General features: G+C 64.8%; 12 protein-coding genes. 8 read left to right on the top strand and 4 right to left on the bottom strand.

The window, feature by feature from the left end; genetic code table 11:
• Positions 1 to 9: 9 nt before the first annotated feature.
• From KY496_RS08350 to KY496_RS08335, 4 genes are read left to right on the top strand one after another with little or no spacing between them, the layout of a single operon-like run.
• The gene (locus tag KY496_RS08350; RefSeq protein WP_219864464.1) at positions 10 to 1,227 is read left to right on the top strand and encodes an AGE family epimerase/isomerase; all 1,218 of its coding nucleotides are present in this window, start codon (positions 10 to 12) and stop codon (positions 1,225 to 1,227) included.
• The gene (locus KY496_RS08345) at positions 1,211 to 2,146 is read left to right on the top strand and encodes a carbohydrate kinase (RefSeq protein WP_370660075.1); all 936 of its coding nucleotides are present in this window, start codon (positions 1,211 to 1,213) and stop codon (positions 2,144 to 2,146) included. The genes KY496_RS08350 and KY496_RS08345 overlap by 17 nt, the downstream gene beginning before the upstream one ends.
• The gene (locus KY496_RS08340) at positions 2,143 to 4,614 is read left to right on the top strand and encodes a GH92 family glycosyl hydrolase (RefSeq protein ID WP_219864463.1); all 2,472 of its coding nucleotides are present in this window, start codon (positions 2,143 to 2,145) and stop codon (positions 4,612 to 4,614) included. Before KY496_RS08345 ends, KY496_RS08340 begins: the two co-directional genes overlap by 4 nt.
• A gap of 33 nt (positions 4,615 to 4,647) precedes the next feature.
• Positions 4,648 to 5,922 carry a sugar MFS transporter gene (locus tag KY496_RS08335; protein ID WP_370660074.1) on the top strand — a complete coding sequence of 425 codons (1,275 nt, stop codon included), beginning with the start codon at positions 4,648 to 4,650 and terminating at the stop codon, positions 5,920 to 5,922.
• 27 nt (positions 5,923 to 5,949) lie between these two features.
• Here the strand turns inward: KY496_RS08335 and KY496_RS08330 are convergent, their stop codons facing one another.
• The 4 genes from KY496_RS08330 to KY496_RS08315 form a co-directional block, all read right to left on the bottom strand.
• Positions 5,950 to 6,312: a hypothetical protein gene (locus tag KY496_RS08330; protein WP_219864462.1), complete on the bottom strand. Its 363-nt coding sequence runs from the start codon at positions 6,310 to 6,312 to the stop codon at positions 5,950 to 5,952.
• A gap of 268 nt (positions 6,313 to 6,580) precedes the next feature.
• On the bottom strand, positions 6,581 to 7,780 hold the full coding sequence (locus tag KY496_RS08325; RefSeq protein WP_219864461.1) for a patatin-like phospholipase family protein: 1,200 nt from the start codon (positions 7,778 to 7,780) through the stop codon (positions 6,581 to 6,583).
• 36 nt (positions 7,781 to 7,816) lie between these two features.
• Positions 7,817 to 8,323, bottom strand: a complete 507-nt coding sequence (locus KY496_RS27445; RefSeq protein WP_370660076.1) for a patatin-like phospholipase family protein — start codon at positions 8,321 to 8,323, stop codon at positions 7,817 to 7,819.
• Between the two features lie 279 nt (positions 8,324 to 8,602).
• On the bottom strand, positions 8,603 to 11,371 hold the full coding sequence (locus tag KY496_RS08315) for a TonB-dependent receptor (protein WP_219864459.1): 2,769 nt from the start codon (positions 11,369 to 11,371) through the stop codon (positions 8,603 to 8,605).
• 602 nt (positions 11,372 to 11,973) lie between these two features.
• Between KY496_RS08315 and KY496_RS08310 the strand changes: the two genes are divergently transcribed.
• From KY496_RS08310 to KY496_RS08295, 4 genes are all read left to right on the top strand, one after another.
• Positions 11,974 to 12,405: a pyridoxamine 5'-phosphate oxidase family protein gene (locus tag KY496_RS08310; RefSeq protein ID WP_229520474.1), complete on the top strand. Its 432-nt coding sequence runs from the start codon at positions 11,974 to 11,976 to the stop codon at positions 12,403 to 12,405.
• On the top strand, positions 12,389 to 12,544 hold the full coding sequence (locus KY496_RS08305; protein WP_219864458.1) for a hypothetical protein: 156 nt from the start codon (positions 12,389 to 12,391) through the stop codon (positions 12,542 to 12,544). Before KY496_RS08310 ends, KY496_RS08305 begins: the two co-directional genes overlap by 17 nt.
• 42 nt (positions 12,545 to 12,586) lie before the next feature.
• Positions 12,587 to 13,072 carry a nuclear transport factor 2 family protein gene (locus KY496_RS08300; RefSeq protein ID WP_219865081.1) on the top strand — a complete coding sequence of 162 codons (486 nt, stop codon included), beginning with the start codon at positions 12,587 to 12,589 and terminating at the stop codon, positions 13,070 to 13,072.
• A gap of 218 nt (positions 13,073 to 13,290) precedes the next feature.
• Positions 13,291 to 14,625: an MFS transporter gene (locus KY496_RS08295; protein ID WP_229520473.1), complete on the top strand. Its 1,335-nt coding sequence runs from the start codon at positions 13,291 to 13,293 to the stop codon at positions 14,623 to 14,625.
• Position 14,626 lies beyond the last annotated feature (1 nt).

Raw genomic sequence — 14,626 nt, 5'->3', positions numbered from 1 at the left:
CTAGCCACCATGACCACTTTCCCGAACTTTCGCAGCCCGGACGTGCTGCTCGACCACGCGCGCCACACGATGCGCTTCTACCACCCGCGCGCGATCGATCCCGCCGGCGGCATGTACCACTATTTCAAGGACGATGGCGAGGTCTACGACGCAAGCCACCGTCACCTGGTCAGCAGCACCCGCTTCGTGTTCACCTATGCCATGGCTTACCGCCACTTCGAGGATCCGGCCTATCGCGAAGGCCTGGAGCACGCGGTGCGCTTCCTGCGCGAGGCGCACCGCGCGCCGGATGGCGACGGCTATGCCTGGATGCTGGACGGCCGCGCGATCGAGGACGGCACCCAGCACGCGTATGGCGAGGCCTTCGTGCTGCTGGCCTACGCGCATGCCACGATGGCCGGCATGGAGGAAGCGCGGCCCTGGATCGGCGAAGCCTTCGACCTGATGGAAAAGCGTTTCTGGAGCGCGGCCGACGGCCTGTACGCCGACGAGGCGAGCCGGGACTGGCGCGCGCTGTCGACCTACCGCGGCCAGAACGCCAACATGCACGCCTGCGAGGCGCTGCTGGCGGCCCATGCCGCGACCGGCGAACGGCGCTACATCGAGCGCGCGTACACGGTGGCCTACAACATCACCCAGCGCCAGGCCGAGCGCTGCGGTGGCCTGATCTGGGAACACTACGACACGCACTGGCAGCCCGACTGGAAGTTCAATATCGACGACCCGGAAAACCTGTTCCGTCCCTGGGGCTACCAGCCGGGCCACTTCACCGAGTGGGCCAAGCTGCTGTTGCAGCTGGAAGCGCGCGGCAAGGACGTGCTGGAGCACGACCTGGGCTGGCTGCTGCCGACCGCCGAAATGCTGTTCAAGGTGGCGGTGCAGAAGGGCTGGGATCCGGAACATGGCGGCCTGTGCTACTCGCTGGCGCCGGACCTGAGCGTGTGCGACTTCCACAAGTATTTCTGGGTCCAGGCCGAGAGCGCCGCGGCGGCGGCCATGCTGGCCGCGCGCACCGGCAATGCCGACTACTGGACCTGGTACGACCGCCTGTGGCAGTACAGCTGGACCCATTTCGTCGACCACGAGCACGGCGCCTGGTACCGCATCCTCGACCGCGAGAACCGCAAGCTCAGCGACGAGAAGAGCCCGGCCGGCAAGGTCGACTACCACACCATGGGCGCGGCCTACGACATCGTGGCCGTGCTGAAGGATGGCGCGCGTGCTTAATCCTCCCCGCATGCTGTGCGCCGGCGAGGCGCTGACCGACATGATCCACCAGGGCGACGAACAGTGGGTGAGCCGCGTGGGCGGATCGACCTGGAACGTGGCGCGCGCGCTGGCGGCGCTGGGCGAACCGACCGCCTTCGCCGGCGCCATCAGCCTGGACCGCTTCGGCGACGCGCTGTGGAGCGCGAGCGAAGCCGTCAGCCTGGACACGCGGCTGCTGCAGCGGGTCGACCGTTCGCCGCTGCTGGCCGTCGTGGAACAGGGCGAGCCGCCGCGCTACTTCTTCATCGGTGACGACTCCGCCGACCTGCACTTCGAACCGGCGCTGTTCCCGGCCGGCTGGGCCGAGGGCCTACGCTGGGCCCACTTCGGCGGCATCAGCCTGGCGCGCGAGCCGCTTGCCTCCAAGCTGATCGCGCTGGCGCGTGAGCTCAAGGCCCAGGGCGTTGCGATCAGCTACGACCCCAACTACCGCAACCTGATGGACGAGCGCTATGCGCCGACCCTGGCGGCGATGGCCTCGATCGCCGACCTGGTGAAAGTGTCGGACGACGACTTGCGCGGCCTGTTCCCCGGCGTCGCGCTGGACGAAGCGCTGGCGCGCCTGCGCGCCTTCAATCCGGCGGCGTATTGCCTGCTGACGCGCGGCGGCGAGGGCGCGAGCCTGTTCCACGGCGCCGAGCGCTGCGATGCGCGGGCGCCAAAAGTGACGGTGGTGGACACGGTCGGCGCTGGCGACGCCAGCGCCGCCGGCCTCTTGACCAGCCTGGTGCGCCACCCGCAGCGGCGCCTGCAATCGCACCTGCACGCGGCGCTGGCCGCCGGTTCCGCCGCCTGCCTGCAGGCCGGCGCCACGCCGCCGCCGCCCGCGGCCATGCAACAACTATTCGAACAGCTCGAAGGAGACGCAGCGCGATGAATCAAGCCCGCACCAACCCGTTCCAGCCCGCGATCCGAGGAATCTGCTTCGCACTGGCCGTCTGCCTGCTGCCGCTGTCCGCGCTTGACGCGACCGCGGCGGGCGCAGCAGCCAAGGCGACGATCGCGGCCGGCGCCATGCCGGTCAACACCTTCATCGGCACCCAGGACGAAGGCAATACCTTCCCCGGCGCCTCGGCCCCCTTCGGCATGATCCAGGTCAGCCCGATCGCCGACCACTACGCCGGCTACCGCTACACCGACAAGAAGATCCGCGGCTTCGGCCACTCCTTCATTTCCGGCGCCGGCTGCGGGGAGCAGGGCGGACAGCTGTCGGTGCTGCCGGTGACGGGCGCCATCGGCCCCGGCGGCGACTTCGACACCAGCAAGAAGGGCGCGTTCGACCACAAGAAATACGCCGCCGACTACACGCATGACGGCGAAGTCGGCGAGGCCGGCTACTACAAGGTCAAGCTGACCAGCTACGGCGGCATCACGGCCGAGGCCACCGCGCTGACGCGCGCCGCCGCCGAGCGCTATACCTACGCGCCGGGGACCAAGACCGGCCACGTGCTGCTCAACCTCGGCCAGGCCAACGAGCGCCATTCCGTCATCGGCAGCGAAGTCAGGATCGTGGGCGACCGCAGCGTCGAGGGCCGGATCGTCACGAAGAGCTTCTGTGGCGGCGCCAAGTACACGACCTGGTTCCGCATGGAGTTCGACCAGCCCTTCGCCAGGCGCGGCATCTGGGACGACCGCGCCGGCTGGCCGGACGTCGACGGCCCGAGCCAGCAGGGCGAGGCCAAGCCGCACGGCGTGTGGCTGAGCTTTGACCTCGAGGCTGGCCAGGCGGTGACCGCGGTCAGCGCGATCTCGCACGTCGACGCCGAAGGCGCCCGCATCAACCTGAAGGCCGAGGGCATGGAAGGCGGCAAGCCAATGCGCTTCGACGCCATGAAGGCCAAAGCGCAAGCGAACTGGCAGCGCGAGCTGGCCAGCGTGCGCATCGAGGGCGGCAGCAAGGACGACCGCACCGTGTTCTATACCGCGCTCTACCACACCCTGCTGCAGCCGCTGACCGGCAACGACGCCGATGGCCGCTACCGCGGCTACGACGACGCCATCCACACGGCGAAGGACTGGACCTATTACGAGTTCTTCTCGCTGTGGGACACCTACCGGGCCCAGAACCAGATGCTGGCGCTGCTGCGCCCGGAGCGCGCGAGCGACATCGCGACCTCGGTGCTCAGGATCCGCGAACAGGGCGGCTGGCTGCCGCGCTGGGGCTATGCCAACTTCGAGACCAACATCATGACCGGCGACCCGGTGACGCCGTTCCTGGTCGACCTGTGGCGCTTAGGCGCCTTGAAGGGCCGCGAGGCCGAGGCCTATGTCGCGCTGCGCGAGAACGCCTTCGGTGTGCCGGCCCACGGCATCCGTCCGCAAGGCCGTTCGGGCAACCCGAGCTACCTCAAGCAAGGCTTCGTGCAGTACGACCGCAGCTTCGTCTCGAAGGGCATGGACACCGACCCGCACCACGGCGCGTCGGCGACGCTCGAATACGCGGCGGCCGACGGCGCGCTGGCCGGCATGGCCCAGGCGCTCGGCCATCTAGATGATGCGAAGGCGCTGGCGCAGCGCGCCCTGAACTGGAAGGCGATCTGGGACCCGAGCGTGGTCGACGCCGAGACCGGCCAGAAAGGCTTCCCGCGTCCGCGCCTGCTGGACGGCAGCTGGTTCGGCGACGTCGGCAGCGGCTACGATCCGCGCGGCGACCACGGCTTCCATGAAGGCACGGCCTGGCAATACCAGTGGCTGGTGCCGCAGGACGTGCCCGGCCTGGCCGCCGCGATGGGCGGCGTCGCGCCGGCCCTCGGCCGCCTGGACCAGTTCTTCGATTATCCGGCCGTGCTGGCCGACCCGAACGCGGTGCGCAAGTCGTGGGTGGTGGGACCGTACAGCTACTACGCCCAGTTCCGCTACAACCCGAACAACGAGCCCGACCTGCACGCGCCGTGGATGTACACCCTGATGGGGCAGCCGTGGAAGACCACCACCGTGGTGCGCGCGGCCGAGACGCTGTTCACCAACGGTCCCGGCGGCGTGACCGGCAACGACGACCTGGGCACCATGTCGTCGTGGTACCTGTTCAGCGCACTGGGCATCTACCCGGACATGCCGGGCAGCGGCCGCTTCCTGCTGCATGCGCCGCGCTTCGCCAAGGCCGAGATCGACCTGCCGCAAGGCCGCATCCTGCGCATCGAGGCGCCGGGCGCCAAGCCGGGCGAGCGCCGCTTCGTCAAGTCGGTGAACCATGGCGGCCGCGCGGTCGAGCGCGTGTGGCTGGACTGGGAGCAGCTGCAGTCGGGCGGCGCCCTGAAGTACCAGCTGACGACCCAGCCGGACACGCAAGGCTGGGGCACGCGCGGGCGTGACCTGCCGCGTCCACCGGCCGGCCTGGCGCACTAAGCGCCGCATAAAAAAACGATATCAGGAGACAGCATGGCCAATATGCCATACAAGGCGGCGCCTGCCGCCCACAACCAAGGCGCGGCGACGCAGCTCGACAGCAACACGAGCGCGCTCGTCATCGTGACGATCCTGTTCTTCATGTGGGGGCTGATCACGTCGCTCAACGACGTCCTGATCCCGCACCTGAAGGCGGTGTATACCCTGACCTATGTGCAGGCCATGCTGGTGCAGTTCTGCTTCTTCGGGGCCTATGCCATCGTGTCGCTGCCGGCCGGCGCGCTGATCCGCCGCATCGGCTACCAGAAGGGGGCAGTGGCCGGCCTGCTGGTGGCCGCCGCCGGCTGCACCCTGTTCTATCCGGCCTCGTTCGGCGGTTATGGCCTGTTCCTGCTGGCGCTGTTCGTGCTGGCCTCGGGCATCACGGTGCTGCAGGTGGCGGCCAATCCCTACGTCGCGGTGCTCGGCCCGGCGCGCACGGCCTCGAGCCGCCTGACCCTGACCCAGGCCTTCAATTCGCTCGGCACCACGATCGGGCCGGCCGTCGGCGGCCTCTTGATCCTGTCGGCCGCGGGGGCGGTCGCAGTGGCGGGAACCGATGCCGCGGCCGAAGCGGCATCGGTGCGTGGCCCCTACCTGGTGCTGGCCGGCGTGCTGGTCGTGCTGGCGGTGCTGTTCCGGCTGGCGCGCCTGCCGGCGATCGCCGACAGCGACGACGCGCCGCTGGCGGGAGAAAGCCAAGGATCGGCGCTGGCGCACCGCCACCTGGTGCTGGGCGCGATCGGCATCTTCCTGTACGTGGGGGCGGAAGTCAGCATCGGCAGCTTCCTGATCAACTTCATCGGCGAGCCGCACATCGCCGGCCTGTCGCATGCCGACGCCGCCCACTACGTCAGCATCTACTGGGGCGGGGCGATGGTGGGGCGCTTCATCGGCTTCGCCGTGATGCGCGTGGTCAGCCCCGGCAAGACGCTGGCCTTCAACTCGCTGGCGGCGATCGCGCTGGTGCTGGTGGGGACGTTTGCCCAGGGCGACCTGGCGATGTGGGCGGTCCTGGCCGTCGGCCTGTGCAATTCCATCATGTTCCCGACCATCTTCAGCATGGCGCTGCATGGGCTGGGCCGGCACACGGGGCAGGCGTCGGGGATCCTGTGCATGGCGATCGTGGGTGGCGCGCTGGTGCCGTTCGCGCAAGGAGCGCTGGCGGATGCCTTCAATGTGCAAGTGTCGTTCCTGCTGCCGGCGGCGTGCTACGCCTTCGTCCTCTACTTCGGCGCCAGGTACGCGTCGATGTACACGGCAAAATAGACATTCAGGCGTCCCGATCGTCGACTGCTAGTCGACGATCGGCACGACGATGTCATTCCTCGGGATGGCGACCCATTTGCCCTTGATTTCGATCCAGGCTTCTTCGTAGTCCAGCCGTATCCGGACCTTGCTGCCGGGACAACCCGCTCCCGCATTCAGGACGGCCTCGGTCTTGCGGCCCTTGACACTGGTGAGCGTGCCGAATTCCGGCTTGCCGTCCGTGAAGCACTGGAAGAAGAATTGCTGTCCCTCCGCCGTCGCCGTCACGATCAGGTTGAACATGCCGTCCGGCGACGCGCTGCGGGCGCTGCTGAACGTGCCCGAGACCGGCGGGTCGGAGGCCTGGGCCAGGGACGACAGGAACAACACGAGAGAACCCAGGTATTTCATGTTCTCCACCAAGAGTTGTATCGCACTGGCGCTCGTAGAAATTTTGTCCAAGGCGACTTGGCGATGATGCGGGCAGTCCTGCTGTCGACATCTTTGCCTTTATCCAGTGTTCCGGGGCTAGCTCCACTACAGGATCCGCCACATTTCTGCAGAGTCCCATTGGGCCGAGTGCAAAATATATAGGTATTCGCTTCTGACCGTAAAGTTGCCATGACCATGCTCACGCATTCATATCCGCTTTGATCCAAGGTTGGTAGTAAGTTATATATTACTTACATTCAAGCCTCATGGTCTCTGTCAATCCAGCAATAGGTTTGTCGGCAAATATTAGCTGTGCATTGATATCGGCCGCTTTGGCTTGTCGAGTCTGGGGTGCTTTACAAACACTATGTTCATCCAAGCCATGCGTCGTGAGCCATTCGCATGCGGCCTGTCGCGAAAATTTGTCCTCGTAGACCAAGATGTCAGCGGCTTCGTGCAATGCATCACGCAGAAGTTTATCGGAGCAACGTTCCGGACCCTTTAAACGAAAATTGGTGGAAATTTGGCTTACCAGATTATCCAACTTTACGCGTTCCTTTCTGTCGACAAGAGAATCAGTACCCCATTCGTCCTGGAGACCCAAGGTGTGCTGAATGTTTTTGGTGCCGCTCAAATTTATATGCCATACAGCGCAGCGCATACTTCCGTCAGGAATTGGCGTAACTTCCGCTATCTCACTGGGTTTTCGCGAAAGATATATTTCGGGAACATTACCCGAGGATTCTGGTTCAACTCGGTGTCCGGCCCCGATACTCGAGCTGACAACGGGTGCATCAAAGTACACGAAACTTGGCGAAAAAAGTGGACGGTATGTTCCCGAACCGAGGCCTAAGTACCCCAACAAGTCATTTCGGCGCCCTAGGAGCATCGCGTCGATTGCGTCGAGAAAGTTCACATCGACAAATCTGCCAGCAAAGCCGCGCAGATCGTCGCGGGAAGAGTATTTCCCCTTCAAACCAGGTGTGTACGCATCGACTACAATCAGCATGCAAATTCCTTGTCTCGAGTCTTGGCGGGATTGATTGCGATGTCCGGGACGCAATACCTGGCGCGCATGTGATTTCGCTAGTTCAAGTAGTGCTTCAATACCCAGATTGTCTGTGGGTCCTCCGTCGATAAGGTGAATATAGGAATCTTCATTTCGACTTGCTGGCACTGCGTCTTTTATTCTCAGTCGATAATCAAATAAAGTCATGCTGTTGAAGGCGCCCGGGAATGCGGCAGATGCCGTCACAGCGCTAGAGATGGGAAATTGAGCAAGGTCTGAATGGATTCGATCAAATGACTTTGTCGAAAAGGTGAAGCGTTCAGTACCTTCCAGTCGTGTAGCGTTGGCAAGCCAGATTGGTGCTTTTCCAGGCACGAAAGGTCCAAGATCAGAATAGGTAAGTCCATCGAAGAGCTCCCGATCAAAAATGTCATTCATTACATCAGCCCGATCTCTAGTCGTCGTGAATTGTGATCAGAGGCTGGTTGGATTCAGGCTCGCCTTGATCCACGGTGATTGGTAGTCGATCGCCATCAAGTCGTGCGCGTTGCTCCAATTGATGTTCTGGCCATGGATCGCGTAATAGGCGCCTGCGAGTCCGCCCCCTGAGGTCGTGGATATCGCACTCACATTTTGTAAAATCCCAAGGTTGTGAAGACGTTCAAGGACGGCCATACCGAAAACAGCAGCGCGGCTGCCGCCCCCTGAGATTGAGACGCCTATAAATACTGGAGGAATGTCAAGGTCCGTACCGGAGAACTCAGCGCGTGCGCGTGGCACGCGCTGCGCAGGCTTTTGCTGTGCGTAGAGAGTAAGACCATTGTGCTGTTCACATCCTACTCGGGCGGGGAACCGTTCCTCGAGAAGAGGGGCGCTGCCTGGCGGGCATATTGGAGCATTTTTGGGGGGCGTAGGCGCTTGACATCCGCTGATGACTGCAGTAAGTAGCCCAACGTAATAAGAGGTCGGTATGTAGGACATTTTCTTCCCATTCTCGTTATGATCAACCATCAGAAACGGCTAAGGTATAGCGATCACGGCGGCCACGTGGAATGTTTCATTTCGAACTCCCAGAATTGACCAGAGCCTTCATGTACACGACTTTCTTGAAGAACGGTGTGACAGGCTAGAAGAAGTAATTAGTTTTATGTTTCTTCAAAAAAACCAAATCAATTATATGTTTCGGGGGGAGTCGAAAGAGACGACAGCCCCCGGTTATCTGTGTGAGTTGAAAGTTCGGAACCCATACTTATAGCCAACTCATTGGAACGAATAGTTCACGCTGGCATAGAACCGCCGCCCGCGCGGATCGGTATAGCTCGGATCGTACCCGGACAGGAAGTAATAGGCCTGGTTCGAATACGGCGGGCTCTCGTCGAACAGGTTCTGCATGCCGGCGCGCAGCTTCAGGCGCGGCGTCGCCTGATACGCCGCCGACAGGTCCCACAGCGAGTACGACTTGACCTTGTTGGCCGCCACCACCGAACCGTCGTCGATATTGATCGCCGTGTTCTGGTCGTCGTAGCCGCTCGACCAGGTGTTCTGCAGGCTGGCCGAGACCGGCCCGCGCTCCCAGTCGAAGCTCACCGTATGGCGCCAGCGCTGCACCACGCCGTCGGTCACGAACTTGTTCAGGTTGCTCACAAAAGCATCGCCCGGCGCGTTCTGGATTTCCGACGACAGCACATAGGTGCCGTTCAGGCGTCCGCCAAAGCGACCGATGGCGGTGTCGACGCCGCGCACCGTGACCGCCAGGTCCAGGCCCTTGGCTACCTGGGCGCCGCGGTTTTCCTTGCGCAGCTCGATGTAGTCGATCACGTCGTCTTCATCGCGGTGCACCAGGTCGCCGTACTTGGCCAGGTTGCCCAGGATGATGTCGTCGCCGATCTCGCTGATCAAGTCGGTGCGCTTGATGTTCCAGTAGTCGAGCGAGGCGCTCACGTTGCGGCCGGCCGCGAACACGGCGCCGAACGAGAACTGGCGGCTGCGCTCCGGCTGCAGGTCGGCATTGCTGTAGCGGCGCGTATCCCAGTTGTCGGCGCAGTCGGCGTAGTTGTTGTCGACGGTGGCGCAATACACCGGATCGGGCAGGGTCGCGGTGCTGCTGTAGACGGTGGGGCGGAACAGCTCCGTCATGGTCGGCGCGCGGAAGCCGCGGCCGGCCGAGGCGCGCAGCAGCAGCGCATCCGTCGGACGGTAGGAGAGGCCGATCTTGGGGCTGGCCGCGCCGCCGACCTGCTCGTAATGGTCGTAGCGGGCCGACAGCTGCGCCTCCCACTGCTGCGCGAACGGCACCAGCAATTCGCCGTACAGGCCGGCGACGTCGCGCTTGTCGCTGGTGGCGCGGCCGCCTTCCGGCGCCGCGTCGTTGTTGATGTTGTCGGAGAGGAGCAGGGCGGAAGGCGTGAAATTGTTCTTCTCGCGCCGCACCTCGCCGCCGATGGCGACGGCCAGCTCGCCGCCCGCCAGCGGCATGAGCGCGCGCGAGAACTTGAAGTCGAGCGAGTCGAGCGTGCCGCGCGCGCGGCGCACGACGTCGTCGACCTGGATGCTGTCGAGCAGGGCAAGGCCCTCCGGGCTGGACGGACCGAACGGGTTGATGCGGCCGTCCAGGATCCCTTCCATCAGCTCGTTGTACAGCACGTAGCCGTTGGTGTCGCGGTCCTTGACCGTGTTGACGCTGTGGTTATACGCGGTGTCGTAGTCCCAGCCGCCCACGGTGCCGCTCACGCCGACCACGAAGCGCATGCCTTCGCTGGTCAGTTCGCTGGTGCGCTGGCCGGCTTCGGACAGGCGCATGCGCAGTTCCAGCTCGCCCGGATAGTCGTCGTCCAGTTCTTCCAGGCCGGTGCCCACCAGTTGCGGCACCAGTCGGTAGTCGATATAGCCGGTGACGCGCGCCGACGAGCCGGTGTAGTACGACTTCGAGCGGCTGAGCGCGACTTCGGCATAGGCCTGGTGGCCGCCGCCGAGCTTCAGCACGCCGCGGCTGAGCAGGCTGGCTTTCTCGGTCTTCGGATAGAGCTCGGTGTCGCCCATGTAGTTATAGGTGCAGGCGTCCACGCCGCCGGTGCCGTCGGGCAGGTAGACGTTGGCCGGCGGCGCGCAATCGGGCGCCGACAGGTTGATCAGGCGGTTGGTGATCGGGCGGCCGTTGATGGTGAAGCCGAGTTCCTGCAGGTGGTCGCGCTGGTTTGAGGTCAGGCGGATATTCGCCGGGCCGGTATAGCCCGACAGCAGATGGCCCAGGCGCTCCTCGACCCGCAGGGCGGGAATGAAGCTGCGCTGCGAGGTATTGAGCGCATTGGTGCGCTGGAAGTCGGCCACCGCGAACACATTGTAGCCGTCGCGTTCGAGGTCGCCCTTGCCGGCGCTGATGCTGGCGGTGCGCTTGCCGGCGCCGCCTTCGTCCGTGGTGCTGCCGTAGGCGTTCAGTTCCAGGCCCTGGAAGTCCTTGCGGGTGATGAAGTTGATGACGCCGCCGATCGCGTCGGTGCCGTACAGCGCGGAGGCGCCATCCAGCAGCACCTCGACCCGTTCCAGCGCGGCGGCCGGGATGTTGTTCAGGTCGACGCCGCTGTCGTCGCCGGGCGAGGCGAAGTTGGCCATGCGCCGGCCATTGAGCAGGACCAGGGTCGACGAGGTGCCGATGCCGCGCAGGTTGGCGCTGTTGAAGCCGCGCTGGTCGCCGCCGACATTGATGCTGGCGCCGTCGGTCAGGCCGTTGACGTTGCTCGATACCCGGGCCAGCAGCTCGGAGGCGGTGGTCACGCCGGCCTTTTCGATCTCGGCGCGCGAGACGATCTGCACCGGCAGGGCGGTCTCGGACTGCACCCGCCGGATGGCGGAGCCGGTGACCTCGACCTTCGGCATCGCGGCCGGCGCCGGCGCGGCTGCCGGCGCAACGTCGGTCGTCACCGGCGGCGTTTCCTGCGCCAGCGCGCTGCCCGCCGCCCCTGCCGCCATCCAGGCGCCCGCCAGCAGCGCACCGCGCACGGCGCGCGCCGCCGCCTTCAACTTCATATTCATCAATTGTCCCTATGAAACCACGTAAATACCGAGGAGTGTAATCGCGCGGCGAGCAGTAATGACAACTATCGGTGCGGGAAACGAGGGATGTTGCGAATCTGATACGCGGACGATGGCAATCCGGCCCGGCATTCCTTTTGGAGAAATAATGAATTGCGGGTCGCGCCGATTCCCTGCGTTTGCATAATTCATGAGAATGGTCCCACGACGAACGCGGCCAGCGCGCCGCCAGCCCGGGAGCGGAACTCTGGCCCCATCACAGGTGTCTGATGCTACGTATGCTGGCAAGGAAGCACACCATCACATGACTCATCTTTGCCGCGAAAACCAAGCGACAGAGACCAGAGACGTTAAATGTGCATGGGCATACGGTCAATAACGAGGTGTTTCATATGAAGCACGGCCCGCCACCATCGCTCTTGCAACGAGAACGGCGCTACCCGTGGCGAGTCTGGCGGTGACGTCAGACACTGCTGCCGAACTTTGTCGGCGGCAGGCGGGAAAGTCACGCCTGTCAGATACGAACACGGTCAACAGGACGGCTCGGGGCAGGAAGAGGACGCTGAGCACATTTGCTCACGTCTTTGATAGCAGAACGCAGCATGACGACTTCGGTTTACCACGACGGCGAACGCGCCGTGCAGCACAGCGCCGGCGAGGTCGGCATCGCCGACCGCAACGGCGTGGTCATCGCCGACTCCATCCTGAACGGCGCCCGGCCCTTCATCGGCAAGCAGTCGATGGTGGTGCTGGCGAGCGTCGACCCGGAGGGTGCGCCCTGGTCTACGTTCCTGTTCGGGCAGCCCGGCTTCGCCCTTGCCGACAGCGCGGCGCAGGTCACCGTCGACCTGCCGGCGGCGCTGCGCGATCCTGACGAGCCATTCTGGCGCAACGTCGCCGCCAATCCGGCGATCGGCAGCCTGTTCATCGAGCTCGGCTCACGCCGCCGCTACCGCATCAATGGCGCCCTGGCCCGTCCTCGATGCGATGATCGAGGCCGACGTGTGCGTTTCCTGCGTGTGCAAGCGCGGTGACCGCGGCAACTGCTATGCTGACGTGGTGTCGGGCGAGCCGCCGCATCGCGACGTGTGCCTGAACGCCCGGCAGCGTGCACTCGGCATGACGCCCTGCGTCTCGTGGGCCAGGGGCCCGCTGCTGGAACTCGATCTGTAAGCTGTCTTCCTTCACCACCAACCGAAAGGTCGAACCATGACAATGTCCACCGCAGCGCCCCCCGCAGTGCGTCCGCCGCTGCCGCCGTTCACCCGCGAATCAGCGATCAAAAAAGTGCGCCTGGCCGAAGACGGCTGGAACACGCGCGACGCCGCCAAGGTGGCGCTGGCCTACAGCCTGGACACGCGCTGGCGCAACCGCGCCGAATTCGTCAACGGCCGTGACGAGGCGCGCGCCTTCCTCGAGCGCAAATGGAAAAAGGAGCTCGAATACCGCCTGATCAAGGAGCTGTGGGCCTTCGCCGACAACCGCATCGCGGTGCGCTACGCCTACGAGAGCCGCGACGATTCCGGCAACTGGTACCGCTCCTATGGCAACGAGAACTGGGAATTCGGCCCGGACGGCCTGATGGTCCACCGCTATGCCAGCATCAACGACATGCCGATCGAGGAAGAAGAGCGCAAGTTCCGCTGGCCGCTGGGACGCCGTCCCGACGACCATCCCGGGCTGTCCGACCTGGGACTGTGAGCGCGACGGCGCGCGCGCCTTCGACATCCTGTGGCTGCTGGCTCGTCATTTCGGCGCTGTTCATGCCGGTCCCGTCCCGGCGCGCACGTCGTGCGAAGTCATGCTCGAACCTCAAGGCGCCGCGCGTGGGCCGGCGGGGCGCGCCGTGCACGTCGCCCCCCTGTTGTCTCCGGTTCAGACGATAATGTCAGGGTTATTCTAAAAAATTCGGAGACAGCATGTTCGACACCGCAAGCCGGCCCGGCGCGTTCGCGGCAGGGACCGGCCCGGCCATTTTGGAAGGGGCATACCGCAAGGCCATCTGGCGCCTGATCCCGTTCATCTTCGTCTGCTATCTGTTCAACTACCTGGACCGGGTCAACGTCGGTTTCGCCAAGCTCGAGATGCTCGACGCCCTGCAGTTCAGCGAGACCATCTATGGCCTGGGCGCCGGCATCTTCTTCATCGGCTACGTGAGCTTCGGCGTGCCGAGCAACCTGATCCTGCACCGGCTGGGCGCGCGGCGCTGGATCGCTGTCATGATGATGGCCTGGGGCTCGCTGTCGGCCTGCATGCTGTTCGTGACCACGCCGCTGGAGTTCTACCTGCTGCGCTTCTTCACCGGCGTGGCCGAAGCCGGCTTCTTCCCCGGCATGGTCCTGTATTTCACCAAGTGGTTCCCGTCGCACAAGCGCGGCCAGGTGATGGCCTTGTTCATGGCGGCGATCCCCGTCTCGGGCCTGGTCGGCGGCCCGCTCTCGGGCTGGATGCTGAGCCACTTCGCCGACGGCCAGGGCGGCATGGCCGCCTGGCAGTGGCTGTTCCTGCTGCAGGGCCTGCCCACCGTGTTCCTGGGCCTGGCGGCGCTGTTCTACCTGAACGACGGCGTGGCCCAGGCCAGCTGGCTCGGCACCCACGAGAAGGCCGCCTTGCAGGAGGAGCTCGCGCGCGACGAGCGCGAACGCCCGCCCGGCGCGAGCGCCGTGCACTCGCTGCGCGCGCTGCTGCTCGACCGCCATGTGTGGATGCTCGGCTTTATCTATTTCAGCATCAAGATGGGGGCGTACGCGATCAACTTCTGGCTGCCGTCGATCATCCGGGAGCTCGGCTTCGAGGACCTCGGCACGGTCGGCTGGCTGAGCGCGATTCCCTACCTGTTCGCCTGCGTGTTCATGGTGCTGGTGGGCCGTTCGGCCGACCGCCGGCGCGAGCGCCGCTGGCACCTGTCGGCGCCGCTCCTGATGGCGCTGGCGGGCCTGGCGATGGCCGCGCACTTCTCGGACAACGCCGTCGTCGCCATGATCGGCCTGTGCCTGGCGACGATGGGCGCGCTCGCCGGCCTGCCGATGTTCTGGCCGCTGCCGGCGGCCTTCCTCAGCAGCGCCGCCGCGGCCGGCGGCCTGGCCCTGATCAATTCGATGGGGCAGGTGGCCGGCTTCGCCAGCCCCTTCCTGGTCGGCTGGATCAAGGACCTCACCGGCAGCACCGACGTCGCGCTGTACATCCTGTCGAGCGTGATGCTGGTCGGGGCCTTGCTGGTGCTGACCGTGCCGGCGCGGCTGGTCGATCGCTGAC

Source organism: Massilia sp. NP310, assembly GCF_019443485.1.
Classification (GTDB): Bacteria; Pseudomonadota; Gammaproteobacteria; order Burkholderiales; family Burkholderiaceae_D; genus Telluria; species Telluria timonae.
The sequence above is the reverse complement of the archived record's forward strand: the minus strand, read 5'-3'. Positions and strand labels throughout refer to the sequence as shown.